Origin of the sequence: Bradyrhizobium canariense (genome assembly GCF_019402665.1) — a bacterium.
GTDB classification, from domain to species: domain Bacteria; phylum Pseudomonadota; class Alphaproteobacteria; order Rhizobiales; family Xanthobacteraceae; genus Bradyrhizobium; species Bradyrhizobium canariense.
Map to the genome: position 1 here is coordinate 14,207 of NZ_VSST01000021.1, position 24,893 is coordinate 39,099.

At 63.2% G+C, this 24,893-nt stretch carries 21 protein-coding genes; 14 read left to right on the forward strand and 7 right to left on the reverse strand.

Going from position 1 to position 24,893, the window contains the following annotated elements; translation table 11 throughout:
* Position 1: 1 nt before the first annotated feature.
* From FXB41_RS12825 to FXB41_RS12835, 3 genes are read left to right on the forward strand one after another with little or no spacing between them, the layout of a single operon-like run.
* Positions 2-736, forward strand: coding sequence for an ABC transporter ATP-binding protein (locus FXB41_RS12825; RefSeq protein WP_219681982.1), 735 nt, complete (start codon positions 2-4; stop codon positions 734-736).
* A complete protein-coding gene (locus FXB41_RS12830; protein ID WP_219681983.1) occupies positions 733-2,112 on the forward strand; it encodes a glycosyltransferase family 4 protein in 1,380 nt (459 codons plus the stop codon). Before FXB41_RS12825 ends, FXB41_RS12830 begins: the two co-directional genes overlap by 4 nt.
* Positions 2,113-2,122: 10 nt before the next feature.
* Positions 2,123-3,421 carry an O-antigen ligase family protein gene (locus tag FXB41_RS12835; RefSeq protein WP_219681984.1) on the forward strand — a complete coding sequence of 433 codons (1,299 nt, stop codon included), beginning with the start codon at positions 2,123-2,125 and terminating at the stop codon, positions 3,419-3,421.
* A 57-nt stretch (positions 3,422-3,478) separates the two neighbouring features.
* Here FXB41_RS12835 and FXB41_RS12840 read toward each other — a convergent pair whose 3' ends face one another.
* The 3 genes from FXB41_RS12840 to FXB41_RS12850 are packed head-to-tail and all read right to left on the reverse strand — an operon-like array spanning position 3,479 to position 7,822.
* Positions 3,479-4,015: a hypothetical protein gene (locus FXB41_RS12840; protein ID WP_219681985.1), complete on the reverse strand. Its 537-nt coding sequence runs from the start codon at positions 4,013-4,015 to the stop codon at positions 3,479-3,481.
* A 12-nt stretch (positions 4,016-4,027) separates the two neighbouring features.
* On the reverse strand, positions 4,028-5,347 hold the full coding sequence (locus FXB41_RS12845; RefSeq protein WP_219681986.1) for a hypothetical protein: 1,320 nt from the start codon (positions 5,345-5,347) through the stop codon (positions 4,028-4,030).
* A 60-nt stretch (positions 5,348-5,407) separates the two neighbouring features.
* Complete coding sequence (locus FXB41_RS12850; protein ID WP_219681987.1) at positions 5,408-7,822, reverse strand: HAD family hydrolase; 2,415 nt, start codon at positions 7,820-7,822, stop codon at positions 5,408-5,410.
* 514 nt (positions 7,823-8,336) lie between these two features.
* Here FXB41_RS12850 and FXB41_RS12855 point away from each other — a divergent pair.
* The 11 genes from FXB41_RS12855 (at position 8,337) to FXB41_RS12905 (ending at position 18,344) form a co-directional block, all read left to right on the forward strand.
* Positions 8,337-9,035 (forward strand): RNA polymerase sigma factor, encoded by a 699-nt coding sequence (locus FXB41_RS12855; protein WP_219681988.1) that lies wholly within the window; start codon positions 8,337-8,339, stop codon positions 9,033-9,035.
* A gap of 143 nt (positions 9,036-9,178) precedes the next feature.
* Complete coding sequence (locus FXB41_RS12860) at positions 9,179-10,003, forward strand: flagellin (RefSeq protein WP_219681989.1); 825 nt, start codon at positions 9,179-9,181, stop codon at positions 10,001-10,003.
* A gap of 61 nt (positions 10,004-10,064) precedes the next feature.
* Positions 10,065-11,741: a flagellar filament capping protein FliD gene (gene fliD, locus FXB41_RS12865; protein WP_219681990.1), complete on the forward strand. Its 1,677-nt coding sequence runs from the start codon at positions 10,065-10,067 to the stop codon at positions 11,739-11,741.
* A gap of 21 nt (positions 11,742-11,762) precedes the next feature.
* The gene (locus FXB41_RS12870) at positions 11,763-12,191 is read left to right on the forward strand and encodes a flagellar export chaperone FliS (RefSeq protein ID WP_219681991.1); all 429 of its coding nucleotides are present in this window, start codon (positions 11,763-11,765) and stop codon (positions 12,189-12,191) included.
* Between the two features lie 168 nt (positions 12,192-12,359).
* Positions 12,360-12,632 (forward strand): hypothetical protein, encoded by a 273-nt coding sequence (locus FXB41_RS12875; protein ID WP_219681992.1) that lies wholly within the window; start codon positions 12,360-12,362, stop codon positions 12,630-12,632.
* A 276-nt stretch (positions 12,633-12,908) separates the two neighbouring features.
* Positions 12,909-13,577: a flagellar hook assembly protein FlgD gene (locus FXB41_RS12880; RefSeq protein ID WP_219681993.1), complete on the forward strand. Its 669-nt coding sequence runs from the start codon at positions 12,909-12,911 to the stop codon at positions 13,575-13,577.
* A gap of 32 nt (positions 13,578-13,609) precedes the next feature.
* Positions 13,610-14,875 (forward strand): flagellar hook protein FlgE, encoded by a 1,266-nt coding sequence (flgE, locus tag FXB41_RS12885; protein ID WP_219681994.1) that lies wholly within the window; start codon positions 13,610-13,612, stop codon positions 14,873-14,875.
* Positions 14,876-14,878: 3 nt separating this feature from the next.
* Positions 14,879-15,139, forward strand: a complete 261-nt coding sequence (locus tag FXB41_RS12890; protein WP_219681995.1) for a hypothetical protein — start codon at positions 14,879-14,881, stop codon at positions 15,137-15,139.
* 9 nt (positions 15,140-15,148) lie between these two features.
* Entirely contained in the window at positions 15,149-15,625 is a 477-nt protein-coding gene (locus tag FXB41_RS12895) for a flagellar protein FlgN (RefSeq protein ID WP_219681996.1), read from the forward strand.
* Between the two features lie 17 nt (positions 15,626-15,642).
* Positions 15,643-17,415: a flagellar hook-associated protein FlgK gene (gene flgK / locus FXB41_RS12900; RefSeq protein WP_219681997.1), complete on the forward strand. Its 1,773-nt coding sequence runs from the start codon at positions 15,643-15,645 to the stop codon at positions 17,413-17,415.
* 17 nt (positions 17,416-17,432) lie between these two features.
* Entirely contained in the window at positions 17,433-18,344 is a 912-nt protein-coding gene (locus FXB41_RS12905; protein ID WP_219681998.1) for a flagellin, read from the forward strand.
* Between the two features lie 33 nt (positions 18,345-18,377).
* Here FXB41_RS12905 and FXB41_RS12910 read toward each other — a convergent pair whose 3' ends face one another.
* From FXB41_RS12910 to FXB41_RS12925, 4 genes are all read right to left on the reverse strand, one after another.
* On the reverse strand, positions 18,378-18,944 hold the full coding sequence (locus FXB41_RS12910; protein WP_219681999.1) for an alkaline phosphatase family protein: 567 nt from the start codon (positions 18,942-18,944) through the stop codon (positions 18,378-18,380).
* The gene (locus tag FXB41_RS12915; RefSeq protein WP_219682000.1) at positions 18,941-20,359 is read right to left on the reverse strand and encodes an FAD-binding oxidoreductase; all 1,419 of its coding nucleotides are present in this window, start codon (positions 20,357-20,359) and stop codon (positions 18,941-18,943) included. Before FXB41_RS12915 ends, FXB41_RS12910 begins: the two co-directional genes overlap by 4 nt.
* A gap of 121 nt (positions 20,360-20,480) precedes the next feature.
* Complete coding sequence (locus FXB41_RS12920; RefSeq protein ID WP_219682001.1) at positions 20,481-24,017, reverse strand: indolepyruvate ferredoxin oxidoreductase family protein; 3,537 nt, start codon at positions 24,015-24,017, stop codon at positions 20,481-20,483.
* A 136-nt stretch (positions 24,018-24,153) separates the two neighbouring features.
* A complete protein-coding gene (locus FXB41_RS12925; protein ID WP_219682002.1) occupies positions 24,154-24,891 on the reverse strand; it encodes an alpha/beta fold hydrolase in 738 nt (245 codons plus the stop codon).
* Between the last annotated feature and the right edge of the window lie 2 nt (positions 24,892-24,893).

Below are 24,893 nucleotides of genomic sequence, written 5' to 3' on the forward strand. Positions count from 1 at the left end.
CATGGTCTCGATCAGCCTGCACAACGTCTGTCTCGATTATCCGCTCTACGGCGCCTACGACTTCTCGCTGAAGCGACGACTGCTCGGCCATCTCATCCGCGAGCCGGGCGAGACGCGGATCATTCGCGCCATCGACAATTTCACGATCGAGGCCGAAGCCGGCGCCCGCATCGGGCTCGCCGGACCCAACGGCTCCGGCAAGTCGACGCTGCTGCGGCTGATCGCCGGCGTCTACCCGCTGAGCAGTGGCCGCGTCACGGTTCGAGGCAACGTCGTGCCCCTGCTCGGTCTGAATGCCGGCGTCAACCTGGACTTCGTGGCGGAGGACAATATCGCGCTACTGCTGCGGATCAGCGGCCGCAAGCCGATCCGCAGCGTGATTGACGATATCTGGGCCTTCACCGAGCTCGAGCCGCGCATGCAGCGGCTGCCGTTGCGGATGTTTTCCTCGGGGATGCTGATGCGGGTGCTGTTCGCGACCGCCACCGCCTTCCCGGCCGACATCCTGCTGCTCGACGAATGGCTCAGTGTCGTCGACGAGCACTTTGCGGAGAAGGCCGAGCGGCGGCTGCAAAACCTGGTCTCGCAGGCGGCGATCGTGATCATCGCCTCACACGACCAGCAGCTGCTGCGCCGCACCTGCTCCAGCATCATCACCCTCGATCACGGCCGCATCGCCTCGACCATCGCGGTCGAGCCGCCAGCCACCCTCGATCTACGCGAGAAACGCGCATGAAGCAGAACATCCTCGTCGTCTCCGAGTCGCTCGGACAACCCAATCACAAGCGCGGCATCTTCCACTTCACCCGGGAATTGGTCCGTTCGCTCGCCTCCGAGGGCCATGAGCTCACCCTGCTGGTGGAGACCTCGAAGCGCTACCGCAAGCTCTGCCGGCGCGAACGACGCACAAAGCTGTTTGCGGCGCAGTCGCGCAACATCGAGCTGCTTGCCCTTTATCGGTTCCTGGACGAAATCAACGTGAGCGGGCCGGTGACGCTCAGCGGCACGGGCCGCAAATTCGACTGGCTCCGCCACAGGGCCGGCATGTTGCTGTCGCGCGACAACGTCTTCTGCCTCCTGCGCGCGATCGGCCTGCGTGGCCTGAACGCGCGGCTGATCGAGAACCGGACCGCCGCGCTCGAATACATTCCGCCGGATCTGGGCCATCTCGAGCTGTTCGGTGAGTTTCAGCTCGAGCCGGGATTCTTCAACTATCAGGACTCCTCGGCCTTCTTCCTTCTGCCGCCGCCCCGGATCGACGCGCGTGACTACGATGTCGTCGTCGTGGACACCCCGACCCGGGTAGCGATCACGCGCAGGCCCGGCGCCAAGGTGATCTGCGTGATCCACGACTTGTTGCCGCTCACCGACCTCAAGCTCAGCGACATCGCGACGCGGCAGTTCCTGGCGAGAATCCGCACCAGCCTGCGCCAGGCCGACGAGCTCGCCTTCGTTTCAAACTATAGCATGATGCGGTTCAGTGAACTGTTGCCGCAGTTTGCGCACCTACCGGCGCGGGTTGTGTATCCCCGCACCCGGTTCGACGCCCCGGATGTCCTGCACCTCCCAGCCCCGTCGGGGCGTCCGGGGCGGCCGAGCTTTGTCGTGATCGTCTCGAACGAGCCGCGCAAGAACGTCGCCACCGTCATCCGCGCCTTCCGCAACGTGCCGCAGGCCGATCTCGTCGTGATCGGCTATGCCGGCGAGATCAGCCGGATGCGTAATCTGCCGCCAAACATCCGCTTCGCCGGCTATGTCGACGAGCACGAGAAGGCGGCGCTGATCGCGGAATCGCATGGCCTGATCATGCCGAGCCTTGCGGAAGGATTCGGTGTGCCTATCATCGAGGCGCTGGCCGCGAACACGCCCGTGCTGTGCTCCGACATCACCGTGTTCCGCGAAGTCGCGGGCGACCTCGCCGACTATTTCGATCCGTTCTCCACTGAGGCGATCGTCGCCTCGGTCACCCGCGTCCTGGCACGGCAGGAGGAGTGGCGCGGCAAGATCCGGGCGAGACGTCACGAACTCGCTGAACGGTTCGGCTACGAGACCCAGGCCCGGGACTTCCTTGGACATGAAATGCCGAGAGAACGCTTGGTCGCAGCCCAGTAAACATCAGCAGATGAGAGCTGAACAGGCAGCATGGTCCGGCCCTGCCAGGCCGCCAACCTTACGCGACCGATGGCAGGCCTTCGGCAAATCGGCCGCGTTGATCCGGGCTGCCGATGGGCTCGCCGGCCTGATCGCGGCGTCGCTGCCCTGGTCGACCACGGCCCCTTCGATCTTCATCGGGCTTTGGCTGCTCGTGGTGACGCCGACCATCGACTGGCGGGATTATGCGCGCAACTTCGCACAGCCGGCGTTCGCCCTGCCCTTCGCCTTTCTGCTGCTCGCGCTTTTCGGCGTCTTGTGGTCCGACGGCGCGTGGGTCGACCGGCTGCATGCGATCAAGCCGGTCGCGAAGCTCGTGCTGATCCCGGCGCTGCTCTACCATTTCAGCCGCTCGGAGCGCGGCCTCTGGGTCTGCGCTGCCTTTCTCCTCTCCTGCGCCCTGCTTGCGGTTTTATCCTGGATCGTGCTGCTGGACCCCGCGTGGAAAATCACCGCGACGGCGTCGGCCGGCGTTCCCGTCAAGAACTACATCGACCAGAGCCAGGAATTCACGCTCTGCGCGTTCGTGCTCGCGCTGCCCGCGCTGACCTTCGGCCGCAATGGAAACACGGTTGCGACAGCCATCTGTCTGGCGGTGAATCTGCTGTTCGTCACCAGCATGGTATTCGTCGCCTCGGCCCGTACGGCCCTGCTCTGCACGGCCGTGCTGCTTGCCCTGTTCGCCTGGAAGCACCTGAGCCGCCGCGCGACGCTGCTCCTGCTCGCCGGCACACTCGCCGGAAGCTTGGTCGCCTGGACCACCTCATCCTATTTGCGCCAGCGCATTACCGACGTTGCGGTAGAATACCGCCACGGTCGCGAGGACATCAGCCGGGCTTCGACCGCGCAACGACTGACTTACTGGCGCAAGGCACTTTATGCTTTTGCCGAGGCGCCCCTGATCGGCCACGGTACCGGCTCAATCAAGCGTCAATTCGAGCGCGCCGCCACGGGCGAGAGCCGCCTTGATGCCGAGATCGTTAGCAATCCGCATAACCAGACTCTCAATGTCGCCGTGCAATGGGGCCTGCTCGGTCTCATCCTGATCTATGCGATGTGGATCGCGCATCTCCGCCTATTCGCAGGCAAAGAGCTCGCCGCCTGGATCGGCTTCGTAGTGGTGGTGCAGAACTTCACGAACTCATTGTTGAATTCGCACCTCTTCGATTTCCACGAAGGCTGGATGTATGTGCTCGGCGTCGGCGTCGCGGGCGGCATGGCGCTGAAGACCAAGGCGAAAAGGCGTCCGGCAGCCAGGCTTAGCGACTAGCTCGCCCGTCGCCTTCGCCGCTACGTTGATGCGCAGCCGTACGAACCACGCGCGATCTCAGTTCATCACCGCAAGGGTTGAACGCTGGCCTTCTCCAGGCCCGATGACCCCGGGAAGATCTGCCGCTTCACCGGCGATCATACCCGACATCCGCCAGAACAGATGGGCCAAGCGCGAGAACACCAGCCGCTCGCGCTCGACGGCACCGGTGCCATCCGGAATCGTCACCGTTTCAAGGCCCACGATCTTCTTGAAGTCCGGCCAGATCGTCATCGACTGCGCGATCAGGGAGTAGCAGCGCGGGTCCTCGTCACTCTCGTCCGGTGCCGATGGCAGACCCGGATATTGTGTCGGCGTAGCGTAGAATTTGTAGGCACCATATCCGAGCTTGAGCAGGAATTTCTCGGGGGCGGCGATGTCCGCGGCGAAAGATACCAGCCGTGCCTCGCTCAGCACGTCCGGGTCGATGGCATCGAGGTCCGATACGCGGAGCGCCGAGCAGAAGGACAGATCGCGATTGTGCTCGCGGAGCAGATTGGCCAGCGGCGGCTGCTGTTGCACGGTGTCGGTGAGCAGGATCATACTCTTGAGCATCGGCGTGATTCCTCATGGAAAGAGATGGCGGGCGGTCATGACCGCACCTTCAGTGGCGTGGGATGCGAAGAAATCGTTGGCGATGCGCTGCCCCGGCGCGATCTCCAGGATGCGGTAGCGCGCCTGTGCCGCGGCATCGCGCGCTGCGTCGACGTCCTCTTGCCAAGCGCACAGCGACAGCTCGAGTCGGCCGTAGCCGCCGCAATCGGCGGCGTACGAGCCGGTCACGGCTTCCACCGTCGCGGCAACCGCGCCCGCATCGCTGGCCGAGATGTCGCGCAGGATCACGGCGATGCCGTTTGCGGTCTCGGGCTTCGCGGTCATGACCATGAAGGCATCGCGGGCGCCGGTGCGGCCGGCACGGCGGGCCGAGCGCACGATGCCTGCAAAGGCCGGATCGGGGCCGAGCTCCAGCGTCGTCGTCTGCTGGTCATGCAGGATTGTGGCGCGCATCGCGCCGAGGTCGCCCTTCAGCGCGTGATAGGAGCGCGGCAGCCATACCGTGTCGAGCGGCACCTGCGAGGAGGTCAGGCTCCAGGCCTGGTCGAGCAGATAGCCCTCCCAGATCGCGGGATATGACGCGGCGAGCTGCTGCCAGGCTTGCAGCAGCATTTCGGCGCGCTCGGTGCGGCCGAGATAGAGCGTGCGCGCGGACATTTCCCAGCGATTCCACTTGTGGAGCGCGACGTCGCAACCGACGAAGGACGGCAGCAGCGGCGCTTCGCGCAAGGTCGCACCGGCTTCGACGAACAGCAGCGGCTCGCGGTGTTTGTTCCACATCCGCATCATGAACTCGGCCTTCTCGAAGCAGAGGAGGCGGTCGCCGAATTGCGTTTCAATCGGCTCGATGTGACAGGCGAGGTCGAACCGCTCGAGCGAGTGCCGCAGCGTAAAGGCCGCGGTTGCGTCGCCGCCGCGCGGATAGCAGGAGACGATGCGGGGGCGAGTAATGGATGTATCGGCAGTGGTGAGGAGTTTCGACCAGCCGATGCCGCCCCACCACATCTCGTGCGGGCCGTCCGTGCCGCAGGGACCGACGGTGCCGAACTCGGTCAGCTTGGACTTGAGGAAGTCGAAGCCGGGATTCTCGCTTCTGGCGATGACAACGGCGCAGCCGGGATTGAGCGAGCGGTAGAACAGCTCGGCCGCGGCGCCGCTCAGCGGCTCCTTGAGAATGATGACGCCGTTTCGCCTGATGTCCGGCACATTATCGAGCGTCGGCGCGCCGTACGCGCCGACCAGCCAGCCCAGGCGATCGCGCTGGGGCCGGCAGAGCCTGATACCGCCTGTCAGCAGCAACCGATCTAGGTTTTCGTGCGTCCCGTCCGTCAATTCCGTGCCCCCGGTTCAAGTCCTCGGTCTTCAACGGCCCTGGCGACACGATCAGGCGGACTATTTGGGACTAGATCCGAGTGGTGTGATGGCCACGGAATAGACCGCGACGTCCTGCGTCATCGGGGCGATCGGGATCAGCAGGCAGCCATCCTCACTCTCCGCGCGATAATGGTCGCCGTTTCGCTGAATGCCGGCATAGACCAGGCTTTCGGCTGTGATGGCGAGCACGTCCTGGCTCTCGGCGGCGTCGCGCACGTCGTCGGCGGACTGGATGGTCACGCCGTGCAGCAGGCCCTCCGCGGCGAATTTCGGCAGCGGTAGCGCGATCATGGCGATGCCCATCGCACGCGAGACCGAAATGCGCACGCGTATCTCGCCGAGGCCGGTCCGGTGGACAGCGACCGATTCAAGACTCGCTTCGCCATCGGCACAAAACAAGCCGACCTGAACCGCGCCGCAGGGACTTTCTTCGAAGACATCGGCGGGCAGGCGGTTGGTGCCGAACAGCGTATAGAGATAGGCATAGGACGGCGACAGGCGCGCGAAGCTGCCTGCAAGCCACATTGGCGGGCCGGCCGACGTACAGGCGGCGGAGAGGCCGCGGGCGGTGATCTGATTGCGGACGAACTCGGGGTCGAGCATCGGCGCCAGCGCCTGCGTGCCGAGATTGACGTCGTGTTGCAGGCCTCCGAGCAGCGCCAGCTCGTCGTCATCGGGCAGCAGCAACAGGCGCGCCAGCGTCGCCGCGCTCCAGCGTGCAGCGACGTCGGGCGCGGCAAACGGGCTGAGACAGAAGTCGAGCGCAACGTTCCCGGCGCTCGCGGCAAAGGCGAGGGCCCCGGCCTGGAGTTCGGCCGTCAGCGCGATCTGGGTCGCGGAATGCGGGTTGATCTCGCGCAGGACCTGATTGCCTTCATAGTCGCGCACCGAGCCATCGGCGGAACAGCAGGCCTGTTCGAGCAGCGCGACGTTGCGGACCAGCATGCGCTTGACGTGAGGGGTGACCACGAGATCAGAGATGAAGCCTGCGGCGCTATCGTCCTCGGCGAGGTCGATGAAGGAATCGTCGAGAGAGAGAAGATAAGCACCATGGAGGCGAATCCTGATCCCTTCCTGGTCGAAGACCCGTCGCAAGGCCTTCTGGACGCTACCGGAATAGCCGAGATCGACGAGAACGAGGTCGGTACAGTCGTCGAAATCCGGTATCTCGTGGCGCATATAGGCGAGCAGCCGTGCACGCAGGATTGCGGCGAGCTCGAGAAGATCGCTGGTCTCCATCAAGGTGGGCAACGCTGCGGCAAGCTCCCGGCCGGTCACGATGCCATCGGGTGATGTCGCGAAGAACGCCGCGACTTTCGGCGGCAGGAGCTTGACCACTTCGCGGAAGGTCGGTGCGTCGAACTTCGCTATCTTGGGGAGGAAGTCGGCGAGCGGCTGCATCGTGTCGGCCGAGGCCATCAGGCCGACACGACGGTTGATCTCGATATAGGCGGAGGTCATGCCGTGCAGCTCCTGCCAGAGCCGGTGCGGCAGAAAACCGTCGCGGCCGAGGAAGCCGAGGGCGACGTTTCGGTCGGCGCCTGCAACCTGCCCGCAGCGCCTGGCGACGAAGGCGTCGAAGGCGGTCATCACCGGGCCGAGCACCGTCGCGCCGAGGTGGAAAGCCGGAGATTTATCGGCGCTGCGCGCGGCCATCATCCGTCGCAGCGTGCGCGAACCCTGATCGAGCCGCGAGGGCGCGCCCGGGCACAACAGCTCGAACAGCGCGGTCTCACGTTGCAGCTTCGAGGCCAATTCCCGCGAGGCCTGAGGATAGTAATGCGGACGAATGCCGTGACGCCGCGCTCCCTTGATGTCCGCGCGCTCATTGTCGCCGATGTGGAACGAGGCGCTGGCATCGATGCCCTGCTCGGTCAGGTATTTCGCGAACAGATCCTCGCTCTTGCCGCTGCCATGGTCGCAGGAGGCATAGAGAAAGTCCCACGTCAGGCCGGGGCGGCAAGCGCGCAGCAGTTGCCCCAGCCGGCTGGAATCCCAATAGGTGTCGGAGATGAATCCGACGCGGTGGCCGGCTCGTTTCATGTCCAGGTATTGCCGAAACATGTCCGGATTGGTGCGGCAGAGCTCGAGCTCCGCCGAGAATTCCGATTCGACGAGATGGTTCAGATCGCTGCGCGCGAGGCCGAACAGATTGAACGGAAAGAACGAATAGATCTCATCGATGTGAACTTCGCTTCGGCCGCGCTTCTCCTTCGCGGCCCGCCGCGCGCGCGATTCGGCCTGGATTCGATGCTGAACGAAACTCGCGGAAACATCCGGACAAGTTCTTGAAATGCCCGATAGCTCGTAAGTCCTTTCAAATACGCCATCCGGCGTCGTGCAGGCGCGAAGCAGAAATGTATCGAAAACATCGAACGACCAAGCAGAAACAATTCGCGCGCGGGGTTCGAGCCCGGTCGTTGCGGTCTTCATGCGACAATTCCCCGTCCACCATGATCATTAACGTGCGCTTGTGCGGAGTCAGGCGCCTCCACAACGAAAATAAATTCACGCGCGATTCAAAATCGCGTTCGTCGCGACTGACAGATTCAAAAAAAACGCTAGCTTCGAAAAGGTGATTCGGAAAAAATTGCCGAGTGCAGAAGTCGTCTCGCGTTCGTTCACACTCGGAAACAATCGCTTCCTGATGCGCTTCGCACGCGCCGCGTTCGATCACCTAGTGCCGCGTAATGTCAGCGTTTTCTCTCAACGACATCTGTTCAGGATGGATGATCCGCCATGGCGCGAGACGATGTGAAGATTGCAGCTGCGACGCGCGAGAGCATCGCGCAGTCGGCAATTATTGCCCGATGCTCGGCAAAAAACGACCGGCTAACATCTTGAAAACTAACAAAAATTCTTCGCCTGGAATGTTTTGGCCCCGCGTTCAACGCCTGGAAGCCGTGCGGCATGTGCGCCGTCGGCATTGCGGGTTGGAGGTTGCGGGATGAGTTACGCTGCTGATGTCTGGGCTCCCGCCGAGACCGAGATCACGACAACGATGCCGGTCGATGCGATCGTGCCGGTGATGCCGTCGGTGCCGCTCGCGCCTGATAGCACGCCTGTTGCCGCCGAAATCGTCTACGACGAGGACAGCGAGCTTCTGGACAAGCTCGCCACCGGCGACGAGGCTGCGTTCCGCATGCTGGTCGAGCGGCACATCGACCGCGCCTATGCGATTGCGTTGCGCATCGTCGGCAACGCAGCGGACGCCGAGGACGTGGTGCAGGACACCATGCTCAAGATCTGGAGCCATCGTGGTCGTTGGCAGCACGGCCGCGCCAAGTTCTCGACCTGGCTCTACCGTGTCATCTCCAACCGCTGCATCGATCTGCGCCGCAAGCCGCGCAACGAGAATGTCGAGACCGTGCCAGAGGTCGCCGACGATCAGCCGGGCGCCGTCGCGATCATCGAGCGCAACGAGCTGAACGACATGCTGGAGCTCGCGATGCAGCGCCTGCCCGAACAGCAGCGCATCGCGGTGATCTTTTCGTACCACGAGAACATGAGCAACGGCGAGATCGCCCAGGTGATGGACACCACGGTGGCTGCCGTGGAGTCGCTGCTCAAGCGCGGCCGCCAGCAGCTTCGTCAGCTGCTTCGCAAGCATGAACGCGACATCCGCACCGCGTTTACCGATTGCTAACCATAAAATTGCCCTCGCGAAAATTTTCGCGCCTGATCTCCTTGCACTCCGCCGTTTGAGCGAACGGACGGGGCTGCGGTCCGCGTCGTCGTAAGTCGATTTCAACGATGCGGCACGCTTGCCCATCAGCACAGGAGCTTCCAATGCCCGCAATCAATACCAACACCGCCGCCAACGCCGCGGTCCGCTACCTCAACATCAACTCCTCGCAGGAGACCAGCTCCCTCTCGAAGCTGTCGAGCGGCTCGCGCATCACATCCGCGTCCGACGACGCCGCCGGCCTCGCGATCTCCACCCGCATCTCCTCGGACGTGACCACGCTCCAGCAGGCCGCGACCAACGCCTCGCAGGCCAACGCGATCCTCCAGACCGCCGACGGCGGCGCCTCGAACATCTCCGATATTCTCGCGCGCATGAAGTCGCTGGCCTCCGAATCCGCGTCGGGCACCACGACCGATTCCAGCCGCGCCTACATCAACTCGGAATTCTCGCAGCTGCAGGACGAAATCGATTCGATCGCATCCGGCACCCGCTACTCCAGCCAGAGCTTGCTCGATGGTTCCAGCGTGTTCGCCTCCGGCGTCTCGGTTCTGGTCGGCTCCTCCGGCTCGGATACGATCACCATCACGCTCACGAGCCTCACCGCGTCCTCGCTCGGCGTGTCCTCGCTCGACGTCAGCTCGCTGTCGGATGCAACCTCGGCGCTGACGGCGCTCGACACGGCGATCGACACGGTATCGGCAGCGCGCGCCAGCATCGGTGCCCAGGAATCGCGCTTCAACTTCAGCGCCGACTCGATCTCGACGCAGACCCAGAACCTGCAATCCGCAAATTCGGCGATCAAGGACGTCGACATCGCGGCCGAGCAGTCCAAGCTCTCCTCGGCGGAAGTGAAGACCCAGGCCGCCGTGTCGGCGCTGGCCGCCGCGAACCAGATGCCCCAGTACCTGCTCAAGCTGCTGGGCTGATGATGATCCGGGCGGGCCGGCATGATGCCGGCCCGCTTCCTACCAGGGATGACCAGGCAAAGTGACCAGCGTCAGTTCGACCAACAGCACAAGTTCGGGCGTCTCCGTCACCACGAGCGGGACCACCAATTCGAGCAGCATCGACTGGTCGGCGCTGATTCAGGCCGCCGTCGACGCGAAGACCGCGCAGGCGGACACGATCTCGACCACGATCACGAACAACGAGGCCAAGATCTCGGCCTATCAGACGCTCCAGACCGATCTGAAAACGTTGTATTCGGGCCTGGCGTCGCTTTCGACCGCGGTGGTCAACTCGTTGTCCGCCAGTGCCTTTGCGACGCGCTCGGCGAGCATCAGCTCGACCGGCGACGTCAGCGCCTCCTCGGCGCTCTCCATGACCATCAAGAGCGGGGCGGCCATCGGCGATCACACGCTGACGATCAGCCAGCTCGCCACCGCAAACAAGGTATTCGGCACCTCGCAATCGAGCCAGACCGATGAGCTCGGCTACTCCGGGACGTTTTCCATTGGCCTGAAGGGCGGCAGCACATCCGACATCACCGTCACCAGCACGATGTCGCTCCAGGAGGTCGTCGACGCCATCAACGCCCAGACCTCGACGACCAACGTCCAGGCCTCGATCGTGCAGGTCTCCAGCACGTCGTACCAGATGGTGCTGACCGGCACCGAGGATGCGGCGGACATCGCCTATTCCAGCACGTCCGGCAACGACATCATGAACGAGCTGGGCGTGACCGACAGCTCGGGGAGCTTCGCCAACGTGATCCAGGAGGCGCAGTCGGCCGAATTCACGCTCGACGGCATCTCGATGACCCGCGACACCAACGACATCTCCGACGTCCTGAGCGGGGTCACCTTCAGCCTGCTCCAGGAGACGCCGGACGGAACGTCGCTCAACATCAGCATCGAGACCGACACCAGCCAGATCGAATCTGCGGTGGAGACGTTCGTCACCAACTACAAGACCTTTCGCGACGAGGTCATCGCCCAGCAGACGACCGCAACCGACGGCACGGCAGCCTCGAGCGCAGTCCTGTTCGGCGACGGAACCATGCGCAACATCATGGATGCGCTCCAGAACGCCCTGAACAGCACCGTGGGCGGCATGACGATGGCCGATCTCGGCCTGTCATTCAACGAGAACAACGAGCTCGAGCTCGACACCAGCACGTTGTCGGATATCCTGAGCACGAATTTGAGCGGTGTGACCAAGCTGTTGTCGGCGCAGACGACGACCTCGTCGAGCCAGCTCAGCGTTGTCAATACAGGCACGTCGCCGCAATCCTTCACGCTGGACCTGTCGGTCGATTCCGACGGAAATCTCGCCTCGGCTTCGGTCGGCGGCGACTCGTCGCTCTTCACGGTAAGCGGAACCACGATCATCGGTGCTTCCGGTTCGATCTATGCAGGTATGGCCTTCACCTATAGCGGCTCGACCTCGCAGTCGATCACGGTGACGTCGACCTCGGGCATCGCCACGCAGCTCTATCAGATCGCGAAGAATTACTCGTCGACGACCGGCGTATTGCAGACGCTGATCACCCATCTGACGACGCGCGACGACGATCTCCAGCAGAAGGTCGATGACATCAACAGTGCCGCCGCGACCCTGCAGTCGCAACTCCAGACGCAATACGCGAAATACCAGGCGGCGATCGAGAGTGCAAACAGCACGCTGACCTATCTCAAAGCCCTGCTCAATTCATCGAGCGACTAATTGTGTGAAACAGAGTGATTGATGATGCATAATCCGATGGTGTACATGGCCAACCAGGCCTATCGGGGAGCGGCAACGACCGTGCCGCCGCTCAAGGCGATCTCGATGCTGCTTGGCGGCACGATCACCTTCCTTCAGAAGTCGGTCGCCGCGCAGGAGGCGCGCCGCTTCGAGGAGGGGCACGAATACCTGATGAAGGCGACCGCGATCCTGCGCGGGCTGAGCCACAATCTCGATTTCACCAGGGGCGGGGCTGTCGCGGAACGGATGTTCCAGACCTACAACGCGTTGATCCTGGCGAGCCTGAAGGCTTTCGGCCGTCCGCGTGCGCGCGAAAACTACGAGCGCATCGTCGCCGGGCTGACTGAGCTGCGGGAGGCTTGGGAGCAGGTCGATGCCACGTCGCGCGGCGGCAAGGCCGTGCCGGCCGATTCGGCTCGCAGGGGCTGAACAGCACGGGCTGCCCGATCCTGACGGTGGGCGATGCCCCGGCCGGCCGTTTCGGCCGCTTTCCGTAGTGCTGCGGGCACCTTTGGCGCGTGAAACCGCTGAAATCCGGTTTTCCCCGTGCCTGCAATGCTTTATGACGTGGCCCGACCGAGGCTGAATCGGCGGGCGATGGACGTCACCGAGTTTGAGGAAATGATCGATCGGCTGGGCGAGGATCTCTCCTTCTGGCCCGACGATCGGCGTTTGCCCGCGGAAGAGCTGCTGGCGGGCTCCCCCGCTGCGCAGGCCCTGCTGGACGAGGCGCGCACCTTGCGTCAGGCACTCGCCGCGCCTACCGTCCGCGCGCCTAAAGGCCTCGCCGACCGCATCGCCGCCGCTGCTGCGAAAATGAAAGGCGACCCCGCCGAGCCGAGCACGGAAGGCGAGACGGCGGGGAGCTGAAGGGCTCTTTCCGACATCGTCGCTTCCTTCATCTTGTCCCACATCTTGTCCCACTTGCGGGGCGAGGTCGTGCACCGCCGCTGCGGCTCTAAATCAACCTCGCATCATCGCTCTCTAACACGCACGACACGGCAGATTTTGCCGTGTCGAAAGCCGCTTTCCCGCGCGTGAATCCCCGCCTGAATCCGCGCGTCCACCCGTTTCATCAGCACACAGATTTCAAGCGCAGCCGACCGACATCTCGTCGTCGACAGCGCGGGAAAGCCGGAGTTTCTGATGACCGTTTCCGCCACGAGTTCTGCAACGACTGCGGCCACGACGACATCGTCATCATCGAGCACGTCGTCCAGCTCGACGCTGACATCCAGCGATTTCCTGACCCTGCTGGTCAGCGAGCTCCAGAACCAGAATCCGCTGGATGCAACCTCGACCACGGACCTCGTCAATCAGCTCAGCTCCTATGCCAATTTCACCTCCCAGCAGTCGATCAACTCCAATCTCAATTCGCTTGCGAGCTCGTTCTCGAGTCTCGTGACGCTCAACTCGGTCAACTATATCGGCCACACCGTCGAGGCGAAGTCCGACACGTCGACCTTGAGCAACGGCTCGGCGACGTTCGGCTACTCGCTGTCCGCGGCCGCCTCGAACGTGTCGATCAGCATCTCGGATTCGTCCGGCAACGTCGTCTACACCGGCACCGGGGCCGGCAATTCCGGTTCAAACAGCTTCACCTGGGACGGCAAGGACTCCAGCGGAAGCCAGCGCGCCGACGGCGGCCAGTACACCATCTCGGTGACCGCGACGAACCCCGCCGGCAACTCCGTGCTCAACTACACGACCGTCACCGGCACGGTGACCGGCATCGACACATCGACCTCCACGCCATCGCTCACGGTGAACGGCGTCGCTGTCAGCGCCGCCAACATCCTCGGCGTCACGTCCTGATCTCAACGCCCTGATTTCCTCGGAGTTTCATCATGAGTCTCACCGGTGCATTGTCTTCGGCAATCTCGGCGCTCAGCGCCCAGAGCCAGTCCCTGTCCATGATCAGCGACAACATCGCCAATTCGGACACGACCGGCTACAAGACGACGTCGGGGATGTTCGACGCGCTCGTGACCGCTTCGAGCAACACGACTTCCTATGCGTCGGGGGGCGTCACCATCTCGGGCCGCGCCAACATCACCCAGCAGGGCCTGCTCGCCGCGACCTCGAACGCCACCGACGTTGCCATCCAGGGCACGGGCTTCTTCGTGGTGACCAGCGCCGTGTCCGGAGGCATCACGTCCTACACCCGCAACGGCGCCTTCACGATCAACAATGCCGGCTATCTCGAGAACAACGGCAGCTACCTCGAAGGTTGGCGCACCGACGCGGACGGCGATGTCGTCGGCAGCGAGTCGGCCAGCAACCTCTCGGCCATCAACACCCAGATTGCCTCGACCAGCGGCAGCGCCACCATCAAGACCACGATCGCGGCCAATCTACCGTCGGATGCTGCGACCGGCGACACCTATACCAGCTCGATGACGGCGTATGACTCTCTCGGTGCCGCAAACACGATGCAGATCACGTGGACCAAGACCGGCACCAACAGCTGGAGTGCGAGTTTTGCCAATCCGACCTCGTCGTCGGATACCACGACCGCGACAGGCACGGCGTCCGGCACCATCGACGTCACCTTCAACAGCGATGGCTCGCTGGCCAGCACCAGCCCGGACCCGGCAACCGTCTCAGTCACGGGCTGGACCGACGGCGCAGCCGACAGCACCATCACCATGGACCTCGGCACGGTCGGCGGCACCAACGGCCTGACACAATACGCCTCCGGCGAGACGACGCCCTCGGTCAACGTCACCAGCATCGACTCCGACGGCCTGTCTTACGGCAAGCTGTCCAGCGTCTCGATCGGCAAGGATGGCGTGGTCGACGCCACCTATTCCAACGGCGAGACCATCGCGATCTACAAGATTGCGGTAGCGACCTTCGCCGATCCGAATGGTCTTTCCGCGGCTAGCAACGGGCTCTACTCGGCGACCGTGACGTCGGGGAATGCCGCGCTACAGGCCTCCGGAGAGAACGGTGCGGGCACGATCTACGGCAGCGAGCTGGAATCGTCGACCACCGACACCTCAAGCCAGTTCTCGAGCATGATTTCGGCGCAGCAGGCCTATTCCGCCGCGTCCCAGGTCATCTCCACCGTCAACAAGATGTACGACACCCTGATCTCGGCGATGAGGTGAGCGATGCGCGATGAGAAAGCGAGCCCGGCCGGAGAAGCGCTGTTGCGCCGGCTGAAGCGGCTGGTGGCGCGGGCTTCAGCCGTCAAGGGGAACGATCGAAAGCAATTGCTGGCCTTGATCGACGACGTCGAGACGGCACGGCTCGGTCTCTTGCAGGAATGCGCGGAGATCGAGGGCGAGATGAGACAGGCAACCGTCAGGACGACCGCGATCGGTGCGTATTTGCGCAGTTCGCTGGCCGACCGCGGCAAACGGCACAATTAGAAGAAGGCGATGACCATGACTGTAGCTCAAACCAAAAGCAAAGTTGCCGCGACCAACGCCGCCAACGGCGATGTCCGGATCAAGTCGCTGATCACGCTGATCGATACGCTGACCGTGCTGGTCGCCGAGGAGAATGTCGAGCTCGCCAAAGGCCTGCCGGCCTCGCGCCTGAAGCAGGTCAACGAGAAAAACCGCCTGGCGGAGATCTTCGAGCAGACCGTCGCCGCATGTTCGGTGGGGACCACCAGCCTCAACGTGCGCGACCGGATCCTGCGCGAGCAGCTCATGGAGCGGATCCTGAAGCTGCGTATCGCGATGGACGAGAATCTGGTGCGCCTGCGCGCGGCGATCGAGGCCAGCAATCGCCGGATCGAGGCCGTCATGCAGGCGATCCGCGAGCAGATCGCGGTGGTGTCGCCTTATGGCGCGTCCGGTCGCGTCGCCGCGGGCGGCGCCGTTTCCAGCGCCACCAGCCGCAGCGCCTGACCAACGAGGAGCCGCCCGTGTCGCTCGATATCGCACGATCGATCGCCTTCAGCGGACTGTCGTCGACGTCCGTGCAGATCAGCGTGACGTCCTCCAACATCTCGAACGCCGACACCACGGGCTATACAAAGAAGACCGCGAACCAGTCGAGCAGCGTCACCAATGGTGTCGGCACCGGCGTCACGGTGACGGGCATCACCTCGACGGTCGACAAGCTGTTGCTGAAGTCGCTGATCTCTGCGACTTCAGATCTCGGCTCCGCCGATACCACCAACACCTACCTGACGTCGCTCGAAAAACTCTACGGCTCGACCAGCAGCACCGACAGTTCGTCGACCGGTACGTCACTCGCCAACAGCATCGCCTCGCTGGAATCCGCCTTGTCCTCGTTGGCGAGCACGCCGAGCAGTGCCTCGCTGCAATCCAACATCGTCAGCGCGCTCGATGACGTCGCGAGCCAGCTGCGGGAGACGTCGAGCAGCATCCAGACGCTCCGCTCAGATGCCGACCAGGACATCGCGTCCTCGATCGACGACATCAATACCGACTTGCAGCAGATTGCGGATTTAAACGCGCAGATCAAGCAGACGGCGGCGGCCGGCCAGTCGACCGCGGATATGGAGGACCAGCGCAACACCGCGCTCCAGGACCTCGCGTCCAAGATGAACATCAACTATTTCACGGCATCGAACGGCGATACCCAGATCTACACCAAGTCCGGCCAGGCGCTGGTCGACAGCTCCGCGCATACGATCAGCTATACTGCGGCGGCCAATGTGACGGCGGCGACCAGCTATATTCCCGGCTCCTCGTCGAACGGCTTCAGCGCGATCACAGTGAACGGGGTCGACATCACCTCGCAGATCACAGGCGGGGACATCGGCGCGCTCATCACGCTCCGAGACACGACCCTGACGAATGCGCAGTCGCAGCTCGATCAGCTAGCGCAGCAGCTGGCTTCCGCGATGAACCGCGTCTCGAACAGTGCGTCCGCGGTGCCGGCGCCGACGAGCCTCACCGGGACGACCAGCGTCACCAGCAGCACGGCGCTGTCCGCCACCGGAACGGTGCGCCTTGCCGCCACCGACCAGAGCGGCAACCTGGTCTCCTTTGGCGATCTCGACCTGTCGTCCTATTCCACGGTCGGTGATCTCGTCACCGCCATCAACGGCATCTCCGGGATGTCCGCCTCGGTCGATGCGGACGGCCATCTCTCGATCACGGCGACCGGTTCGCGCAATGGCGTCGCCATCAACCAGATGACGAGCTCGGTGGGAAGCTCGGGCGAGGGATTTTCCGAGTATTTCGGCCTCAACGACCTCGTGACCGGCACGAGCGCGGCGGATATCGCGGTCAACAGCAAGATCCTGTCCGGCACCAACGAGCTGCAACTGGCGACACTGGACTCCTCGTCGAGCCTGACGGTGGGCAGCACCGTGCTGTCGTCGAGATCGGCCACCGTCGTCAACGCTTTCTATGACGCGCTGACGGATTCCCGGACATTCGCCGCCACTGGCGGGATTGCCGCCACCTTCGGTTCGCTGGCCGATTACGCCTCTGCCATCGTGGCCGACGTCGCCAGCAAGGCCTCGCAGGCATCTGACACTTACACCGCGAAAGAGACCGCACAATCGACCTATGCGAGCTCGCTGTCCTCGCAATCCGGCGTCAACCTCGACGAGGAGTCCGCCACGCTCAGCACGCTCCAGAACAAATATTCCGCGGCTTCCGCATTGATCCAGGCCATCAATACCATGTACTCGGCGCTGCTGTCCGCCGTGCAGTCGTAACAGCCGGGAGGAGGCTCATGGTCGCGATGCGGGTCGCCACCTTCGCGCAGTCGAACAGGATGATCGCCGACGCGATGCGCGTGGAGTCGGTCATGGCCAACAAGCAGATCCAGGAATCGACGGGCGTCATCTCGACCGATTTCGGCGGCTACGGCTGGGATGCGCAGCACGTCGTCAACCTTCAGGTCTCGGTGACCCGCGCGCAATCCTATATCGATGCCGCGACGCTCGCCGATAGCAAGGTGCAGGTGATGTATTCGGCGGTCGGATCGATGACCGACATCCTCACGCAGCTCCGCTCCCAGCTCAGCGCAGCCTCGACCGGCAGCTCGACCGAGGCGAATTCGGTGATCACCACCGCACAGCAGATGCTGGAGCAGATGGGTTCGCTGATGAACACGCAATATGACGGCCAGTATGTGTTCGGCGGCGGCAAGACCGACACCGCGCCGGTCGATCTCACGAGCTTCGCGTCCGGTACCGGCTCCCTGACTGCGGCCGATACGAGCTACTATAACGGCGACGAGGAGATCGCCTCGGTGCGGGTCGCCGCCGACCAGACGGTCTCATATGGTGTCACCGCCGACGATTCGGCGTTCGAGGAGGTGATGCGGGTTCTCAAATTCGTGGCCAACAGCACCTCGCTGGCGTCTTCGGACATCACCAGCGCGCTCGACCTCGCCGGCACGGCGCTCGACGACACCGCGGCGGTGCAGGCCAGGCTGTCGAACAACGCGTCCTCGATCGAGACGGCGAGCTCGCGCCAGACCGACTACAAGAGTTACGCCGAGACCCTGTCGAACGATCTCACCGGCGTCGACGTCGCCGCCATCACGGCACAGCTGTCGACCTATCAGGCGCAGCTCACGGCGTCCTATTCGGCGCTCGCCAAGATCCTGAGCATCAATCTGGCGAGCTATCTGAAATAGGCAACGCCTATTCTGCGGTGATGCGCTCCATCGTCATGGAAAGAAGCCCGGCATGCTGGCTTGACACCCGCGCTTTCGATTGCGCTCCTCCACCGGGAGCGAACCGAGTTGAGCCCCGGCGAAGGCGGCCTGGGCCTGCTGCTGGGCTAAGAGGGCGGTCCAACCGACACAGACGGTTGGAACGCGCGCACTTGACCTCCCGCTCAGATCAGCGCGCAAGCGCAGATGTGCCCGCCCAGAGACAAGGAGCCAGCGAGGCTTCCTCCCGCAGCGGCTTCGTGGCGGATCGGGGTCTTCAGGTCGGCGCGTTGATAGCTCCGGTAATGGTTCGTCGGTAACCAATCGCCGACGCCCGCCGAAATCGAACAGTTCAGGCGAAAAGCCGACATAGTGGATGTATTTGAAACGGCCCTTGCGCAGCATGTACGCGCGATCGCGATCCTCCGGCTCGTTGGCCACTGCGAACAGCGAGCGGCCGGGCACGCCATCCGGATCGGCGGACAGGCCGACGCCGTCGAGCACGGTCGGATAGGCATCGACCAGCGACACCGGCGTCGCGGACGTCCTGTTGGCGGGCACGCCGTCGCCGGCGACGATCATGGGAACGACGTTGGACTCGGGTACATCTTGCCCGGATTCATAATGCCATTTGGATCCAATGCGTTCTTCACCGCCTGCATGAGCGCTACTCCCTCGCCGTGCTCCGTCTGCATGTGCACGAGTTTGTGCAATCCTACCCCGTGCTCGCCCGAGCACGTTCCTCCCATCGCGATCGCACGACGAGCGGTACGGAATGCGAGCGCCTCAGCTCGCTCCGTCTCCTCTGCGTCATTCGGGTCGAACAGGATGCCGAGGTGGAAATTGCCGTCGCCGACATGGCCGACGATCGGCGCCGTCAGGCCGGAGGCGACGATGTCGGCCTTGGTCTGAAGCAGGCAGGCCGGCAAGGCCGAAATCGGCACACAGGCATCAGTCCCCATGTTGCTCTTGCCGGGACTGAGCGCCCTCACCGCCTGATAGGAATTGTGGCGTGCCTTCCAGAGCCGGCTGCGGTCCTCCGCCCGTTCCGCGAAGTCGAATGCGCCACCACCATGTTCCGCAGTGATCGCCTGCATCATCTCGGCGTCCTCTCGCACCCCGTTCGGCGAACCATGGAACTCCAGAAACAGCGTTGGCGCTTCAGCATAGTCGAGCTTCGAATAGTTGATGGCGGCGCGCATCTGCACCTCGTCCAGCAGCTCGATGCGCGCCATTTTTAGATTGGACTGCAGCGCGGTCACGACCGCGGCAACCGCGCCCTCGAGGGACACGAATTGGCAGACTGCCGCGATGGTCGCCTCAGGCAGCCCGTAGAGTTTGAGCTGGATCTCCGTGATGACGCCCAGCGTGCCTTCGCTGCCGACATACAGGTGCGTAAGATCGAGACCGGCGGCGGATTTGCGCGCGCGGCTGCCGGTGCGCACGATATGGCCGGCCGGAGTGACGACCGTCAGGCCGAGGATATTTTCGCGCATCGTGCCATAGCGCACTGCGTTCGTGCCGGAAGCGCGCGTCGAGGCCATGCCGCCGATCGAGGCGTTGGCGCCGGGGTCAACTGGAAAGAACAGCCCCGTATCGCGGATCTGTGCGTTCAAGGCTTCTCGCGTCACGCCAGCCTGGACCCGGCAATCCAGCGATTCCGGCGAGACATCTAGCATTTTGTTGAAGCGGCTCATGTCGAGCGAGACGCCGCCGGCGAGCGCCACAACCTGGCCCTCCAACGAAGACCCTGCGCCAAAGGGTGTCACCGCCACACGATGCGCATTACAAAGCGCCAGTACGAGCGCGACCTCCTCATTGCTCTCGGGAAACACCACGAGATCGGGCACAGCGACCGCCGGCAGCCCCTCGCCATGGCTGTGCTGTTCGAGCACCGCCTGCGACGTGGTTACGCGTGCGCCCAGATGGCCGCTCAATTCCGCGCGCAATAAGGCGATCGTTTCAGGCGCGGGACGCGGCAGCGTGTCGGCATTCATAGCGTTCTCCCATCGTGCCACTCAGCTTCATCACCTCAGGGCAGCGGTGCCAGGGTCCCCGAGAGCGGGCCGTTCGTCGCGATTACCTGCCGGAAGCCCGAGCTCGGATTACGCGCTGAGCCTATCGATTCCTAAGTTCATGCGGTGCGATCGACTTGAGAGGGGTGTGGCCGAACTGGCTGTCGAACGAGGATGAAAACTTCGCGCGCAGAACTCGAATACGAGGTTCGATCTGCACCACCGATGCCTCTTTAACCGGTCCGTAGCCGCGGATGTCATCCGGATAACAGGCAAGAGCCACGGCGGCGTCGATATTCGATGCATCCAGATTTGTGGCGATTTCCTCCAGCGTGGCTAGATACTGGTCGCGCAACCTGCGTTCTATCCGCCGCTCTTGCATCCACCCGAATGGGTCGAACGCCGTGCCACGCAGCCCCCTGAAGCGCGCGAGAAGCCGTAGGACTGGCAGCATATAGCGCGCAGAGAACGCTCGTTTGCGCGGACGCCCACTTGCGGCATCGCGTGCCGATAGAATTGGCGGCGCCAAATGCAGCTTCAATGAACCGCCGTCGAACCGTGCGTCTACGCTTTCCCAAAATGATGGCTCCGTGAGCAATCTAGCGACCTCGTACTCGTCCTTGTACGCCATCAGCTTGAATGCATTCTTGGCCACGGCCTCCGTCAACCGTGTCGATCCTGGCACCGCCTTTTCCTCTGCCGTCTGGATCAAGCCCACAACCCGTTGGAAACGGTCCGCATAAGCATCGTCTTGGTACCCTCGGAGGGCATTCACGCGAAGCGCAATCTTTTCTTCCAGCGTCGTCACCGGCTGCGGTACCGTTGCGATCGGTGGATCGACATCGGCGATCAAATTCGCAACCGTGGCCGGCTCCGCAATTGCGAGCCGCCCAAGGTGAAACGCTCGCAAGGTACCTGGGACGTCCGCGCCATTTAGCCGAATGGCCTGTTCGATCGACTCCAAGGACAGCGGCAACGCCCCGATCTGAAAGGCCGAACCGAGCAAGATCATGTTGGCGACGATCGGATCGCCGTGAGTACGCTGCGCAAGCTCCTTTGCGGGAATTCTGGTGGGTCGATGGCCGGATCGCGCTTCGAGGCTGCGTATGAGGCGCTCGGCACCGAGATCAATGCTCCCATTCTCATGGAAGGTTTGCGTTGCGACAACCTGGTCGTCGACCACGATTGCAGTCGAGGAACTAAGGGTCTTCAAGGCTTCAAGCTGTGTAGCCGCAACGACGTCTGACGCGACCAGGAGATCGGCGTCATCGAGACCCAACCGGAGCGGCGCCACGCTGGCGGGCGAGGGAAGGATGCGGAGGTGGCTGTACACGGTGCCGCCCTTCTGAGCGAGACCGGTCATGTCGTAAATGCCAACTCCGCGTCCTTCGAGGTGAGCAGCCATGCCGATCACAGCGGTCGCCGTCACCACACCCGTACCGCCGATGCCAGCCATCAGAATGCCGAACGTCCGATCGTCTCGGGACCTGGACCGAGGGATCGGTAGGCGCGCCACCGCCTCCTCGAGACCAAGCGGCGCCGGCTTCCTAAGCCGGGCGCCCTCGAGCGTAACGAAGGAAGGACAGAAGCCTTCCAGACAGGACAGATCACTGTTGCAGCTGGCTTGATCGATACGTCGCTTTCGGCCGAATTCAGTTTCCAGCGGCTGAACCGACATGCAATTCGATGCGCGCGAGCAGTCACCGCATCCCTCGCACACCGCGGGATTGATCACGACGTGTCTCGAGACGGCCGGCACCTGGCCCCTCTTGCGCCGCTTGCGCTTTTCGGTGGCACAGATCTGCACGTAAACGATGACGCTTGTTCCAGACGTCTCGCGTAGTTTCTTCTGGACGTTCTCCATCTCGGTACGATGGAGAACCTCAACACCGGACGGCAGCGACTGCTCGGAACGAACGGCATCGGGGTCTTCGGCAACAACGACAACACGCTTGACGCCTTCCAGGAGGACCTGGCGGACCATTGCCCCGGCGGACAGTCCGCTCTCCACGGTCTGGCCTCCGGTCATGGCGACCACATCGTTCGCCAGGATCTTGAACGTGACGTTGGCATTGGACGCTGCCGCCGCCCTGATTGCCAAGGAGCCCGAATGGGAGAACGTCCCGTCCCCGAGATTGACGAACACATGCTTGGTGTTGGTGAAATGCGACAATCCGATCCAGTTGACGCCCTCGGCTCCCATGTGAGTGCATGGCAACGGATTGCGATCCATGAACTGGACGAGACCGTGGCAGCCGATTCCGGCCACCCCGAACGATCCCTCCGGCAGCTTGGTCGAGCGATTATGCGGACAGCCCGAGCAGAAGACAGGCCGTCGCGTCAGCGGACCTGCCTCGACCTGTTGCCACGCCGAGCTGCGCAGGTTGAGATTCTCGAATGCCGCTTGCACCTTCGCCAGGGCGGTGTCTTGTGTCACCGCATTTGCCAGGAGGCGCTGCGCAATCGCCTGCGCGACCACGGCCGAATCGAGCGGCTGATCCAGTGGGAGAAGAGGATGTCCCTCTGGCGTACGCTTGCCTGTGATGTTCGGCCGGCGGGCCAAATGGTACATCAGCGCGGCTGCTTGAAGCTCCATGTGAGGGCGCTTTTCCTCCACGAAAAGCAGCTCGCCGGCTTCGCCTGCGAATTCCGTCAGGGGCTTGGGATCGAGCGGGTAGATCAATCCGACCTTCAGGACCCCTATTCCCAAGCGCTGTGCTTCGGCATCATCAATGCCGATCCAGTTCAGGCCGGCGATCACATCCTGAAACGCCTTGCCCGCGGTGACGATGCCAAGACGGGTTGGCTGCTTCGATCCGAACGCCACTCGGTCAATGGCGTTACGCCGCGTGAATTCGTGTACTTTCGGCAACTTCTGACGGACCATGCGCTGGTCCTGCGCCGCCACCGCCAACATTTCGACCCGGATACCGACATCGCCGCCGGATGAGGCGTCTTCAAGCACCGGCGCAAGTTCATCGAGAGAAAACTCAACGGCCTGCGTACAATCGGCCGTCTCATTGACGAGCTTCAGGCCCGCAAGAAGACCGCATTCGCGCGACATCGCGAAGCCGGCCAAACCGAACTTGAAGATGTCGTGCACATCGGAGGGATAAAGGACCGGCACCTCATGAGCTGCGAGAGCAAGGTCGCTCTGGTGCGCAAGCGAGGACGATTTGCCGGCGTGATCGTCGCCAAAGGCGAGCAGCACTCCGCCATTGGGATGCGTCCCCGACATGTTGGCGTGCTTGATCGCATCGCCCGAGCGGTCGACGCCGGGTCCCTTCCCATACCACATCGCAAAGACGCCATCGTATTTGCGTCCGGGGACAAAATCGAGCTGCTGACTCCCCCACACCGCCGTCATCGCGAGATCTTCATTCAAGCCCGGCTGAAAAACGATGTCGGCTGCGTCAAGACGATCGGCGATCTTCAGCAGTTCGCTGTCCACCGTTCCAAGGGGAGAACCGCGATACCCGGAGATATAACCGGCGGTACGCAATCCCCGGGCGTGATCGAGTTCGCGCTGGAGCAAAGGCACTCTCGCAAGCGCCTGCTTTCCGGTGATAAAGATCGTCCCGTTCGTCAGGTCGAACTTGTCCGAAAGGGAGACTTCGCGCATGACAGACTTGCTCAGCATCAAGTTACTCTTACCAATGGAACTCCCGCCAGATCGGGCCCGAGCGAGCACGAGCTTTGCAGCGGCGAGATGGATTTCAGCGAGCGTGTTCCGAAGGCGGCATTCGGAGGACGCATATGAGTGCTTGCCGACGGCTTCATGCCAGGCCGGCCAGGCGTCGAGAGATCGCTGCCGCACTCAAATGTAGAATTGCGCGCGAGCGAAATGCTGCACTGGCCAGCGCGGCGCTGTGGTTCAGGTCAGGCACCGTGGCAGCCACTCCGGTTGGGAAAAGGGCGGCAACGCGGTATGGCGAACCTGCGAGCTTGTCTTCTTCTCCCACGATCACCAGCGTCGGCGCCGCGACGGCTGCCAATCTGGGCAGGTCGAACACGCAGCTCTGCCCGCGAAGGCAAGCGGCAAGGACATCGAGATCGTTGTACGGCTTCGATGCCGCGTGCTGACACAATCGAATAGCGTACGGTGGGAGGTTCCGTCCCTCCAACCTCTGCGTTGCCTTATCCCAGGCGGCCAGCGCATCGGCGAATTCGGGAGCCAGCCCGACGGTTGCAACGATCCGTTCGCCCATGCCGCCGAGCACCAGCCGCCCGATCTGATCGGGAGCCGCCAAGGCCAAGGTCATGGCGATATGCGCGCCCATGGAATAGCCAATCACGTCGAAGCTGGCCTCGCCCCAACAAGCCTCGGATGCCGCTAGAATATCCGTCGCGAACGCGCCAAGCTGATAGTCGCTCGGGTTGCGAGACTTGGTGCTGAGCCCATGGCCGCGAAGATCCGGGGCGACGACCTCGTACCCTGCAAGAGCCAGCGCGTCGAACCAACCGGTCGCGACCCAGTCGTCGTGGGCATCCGAAGCAAATCCATGCAGCAGCAAGA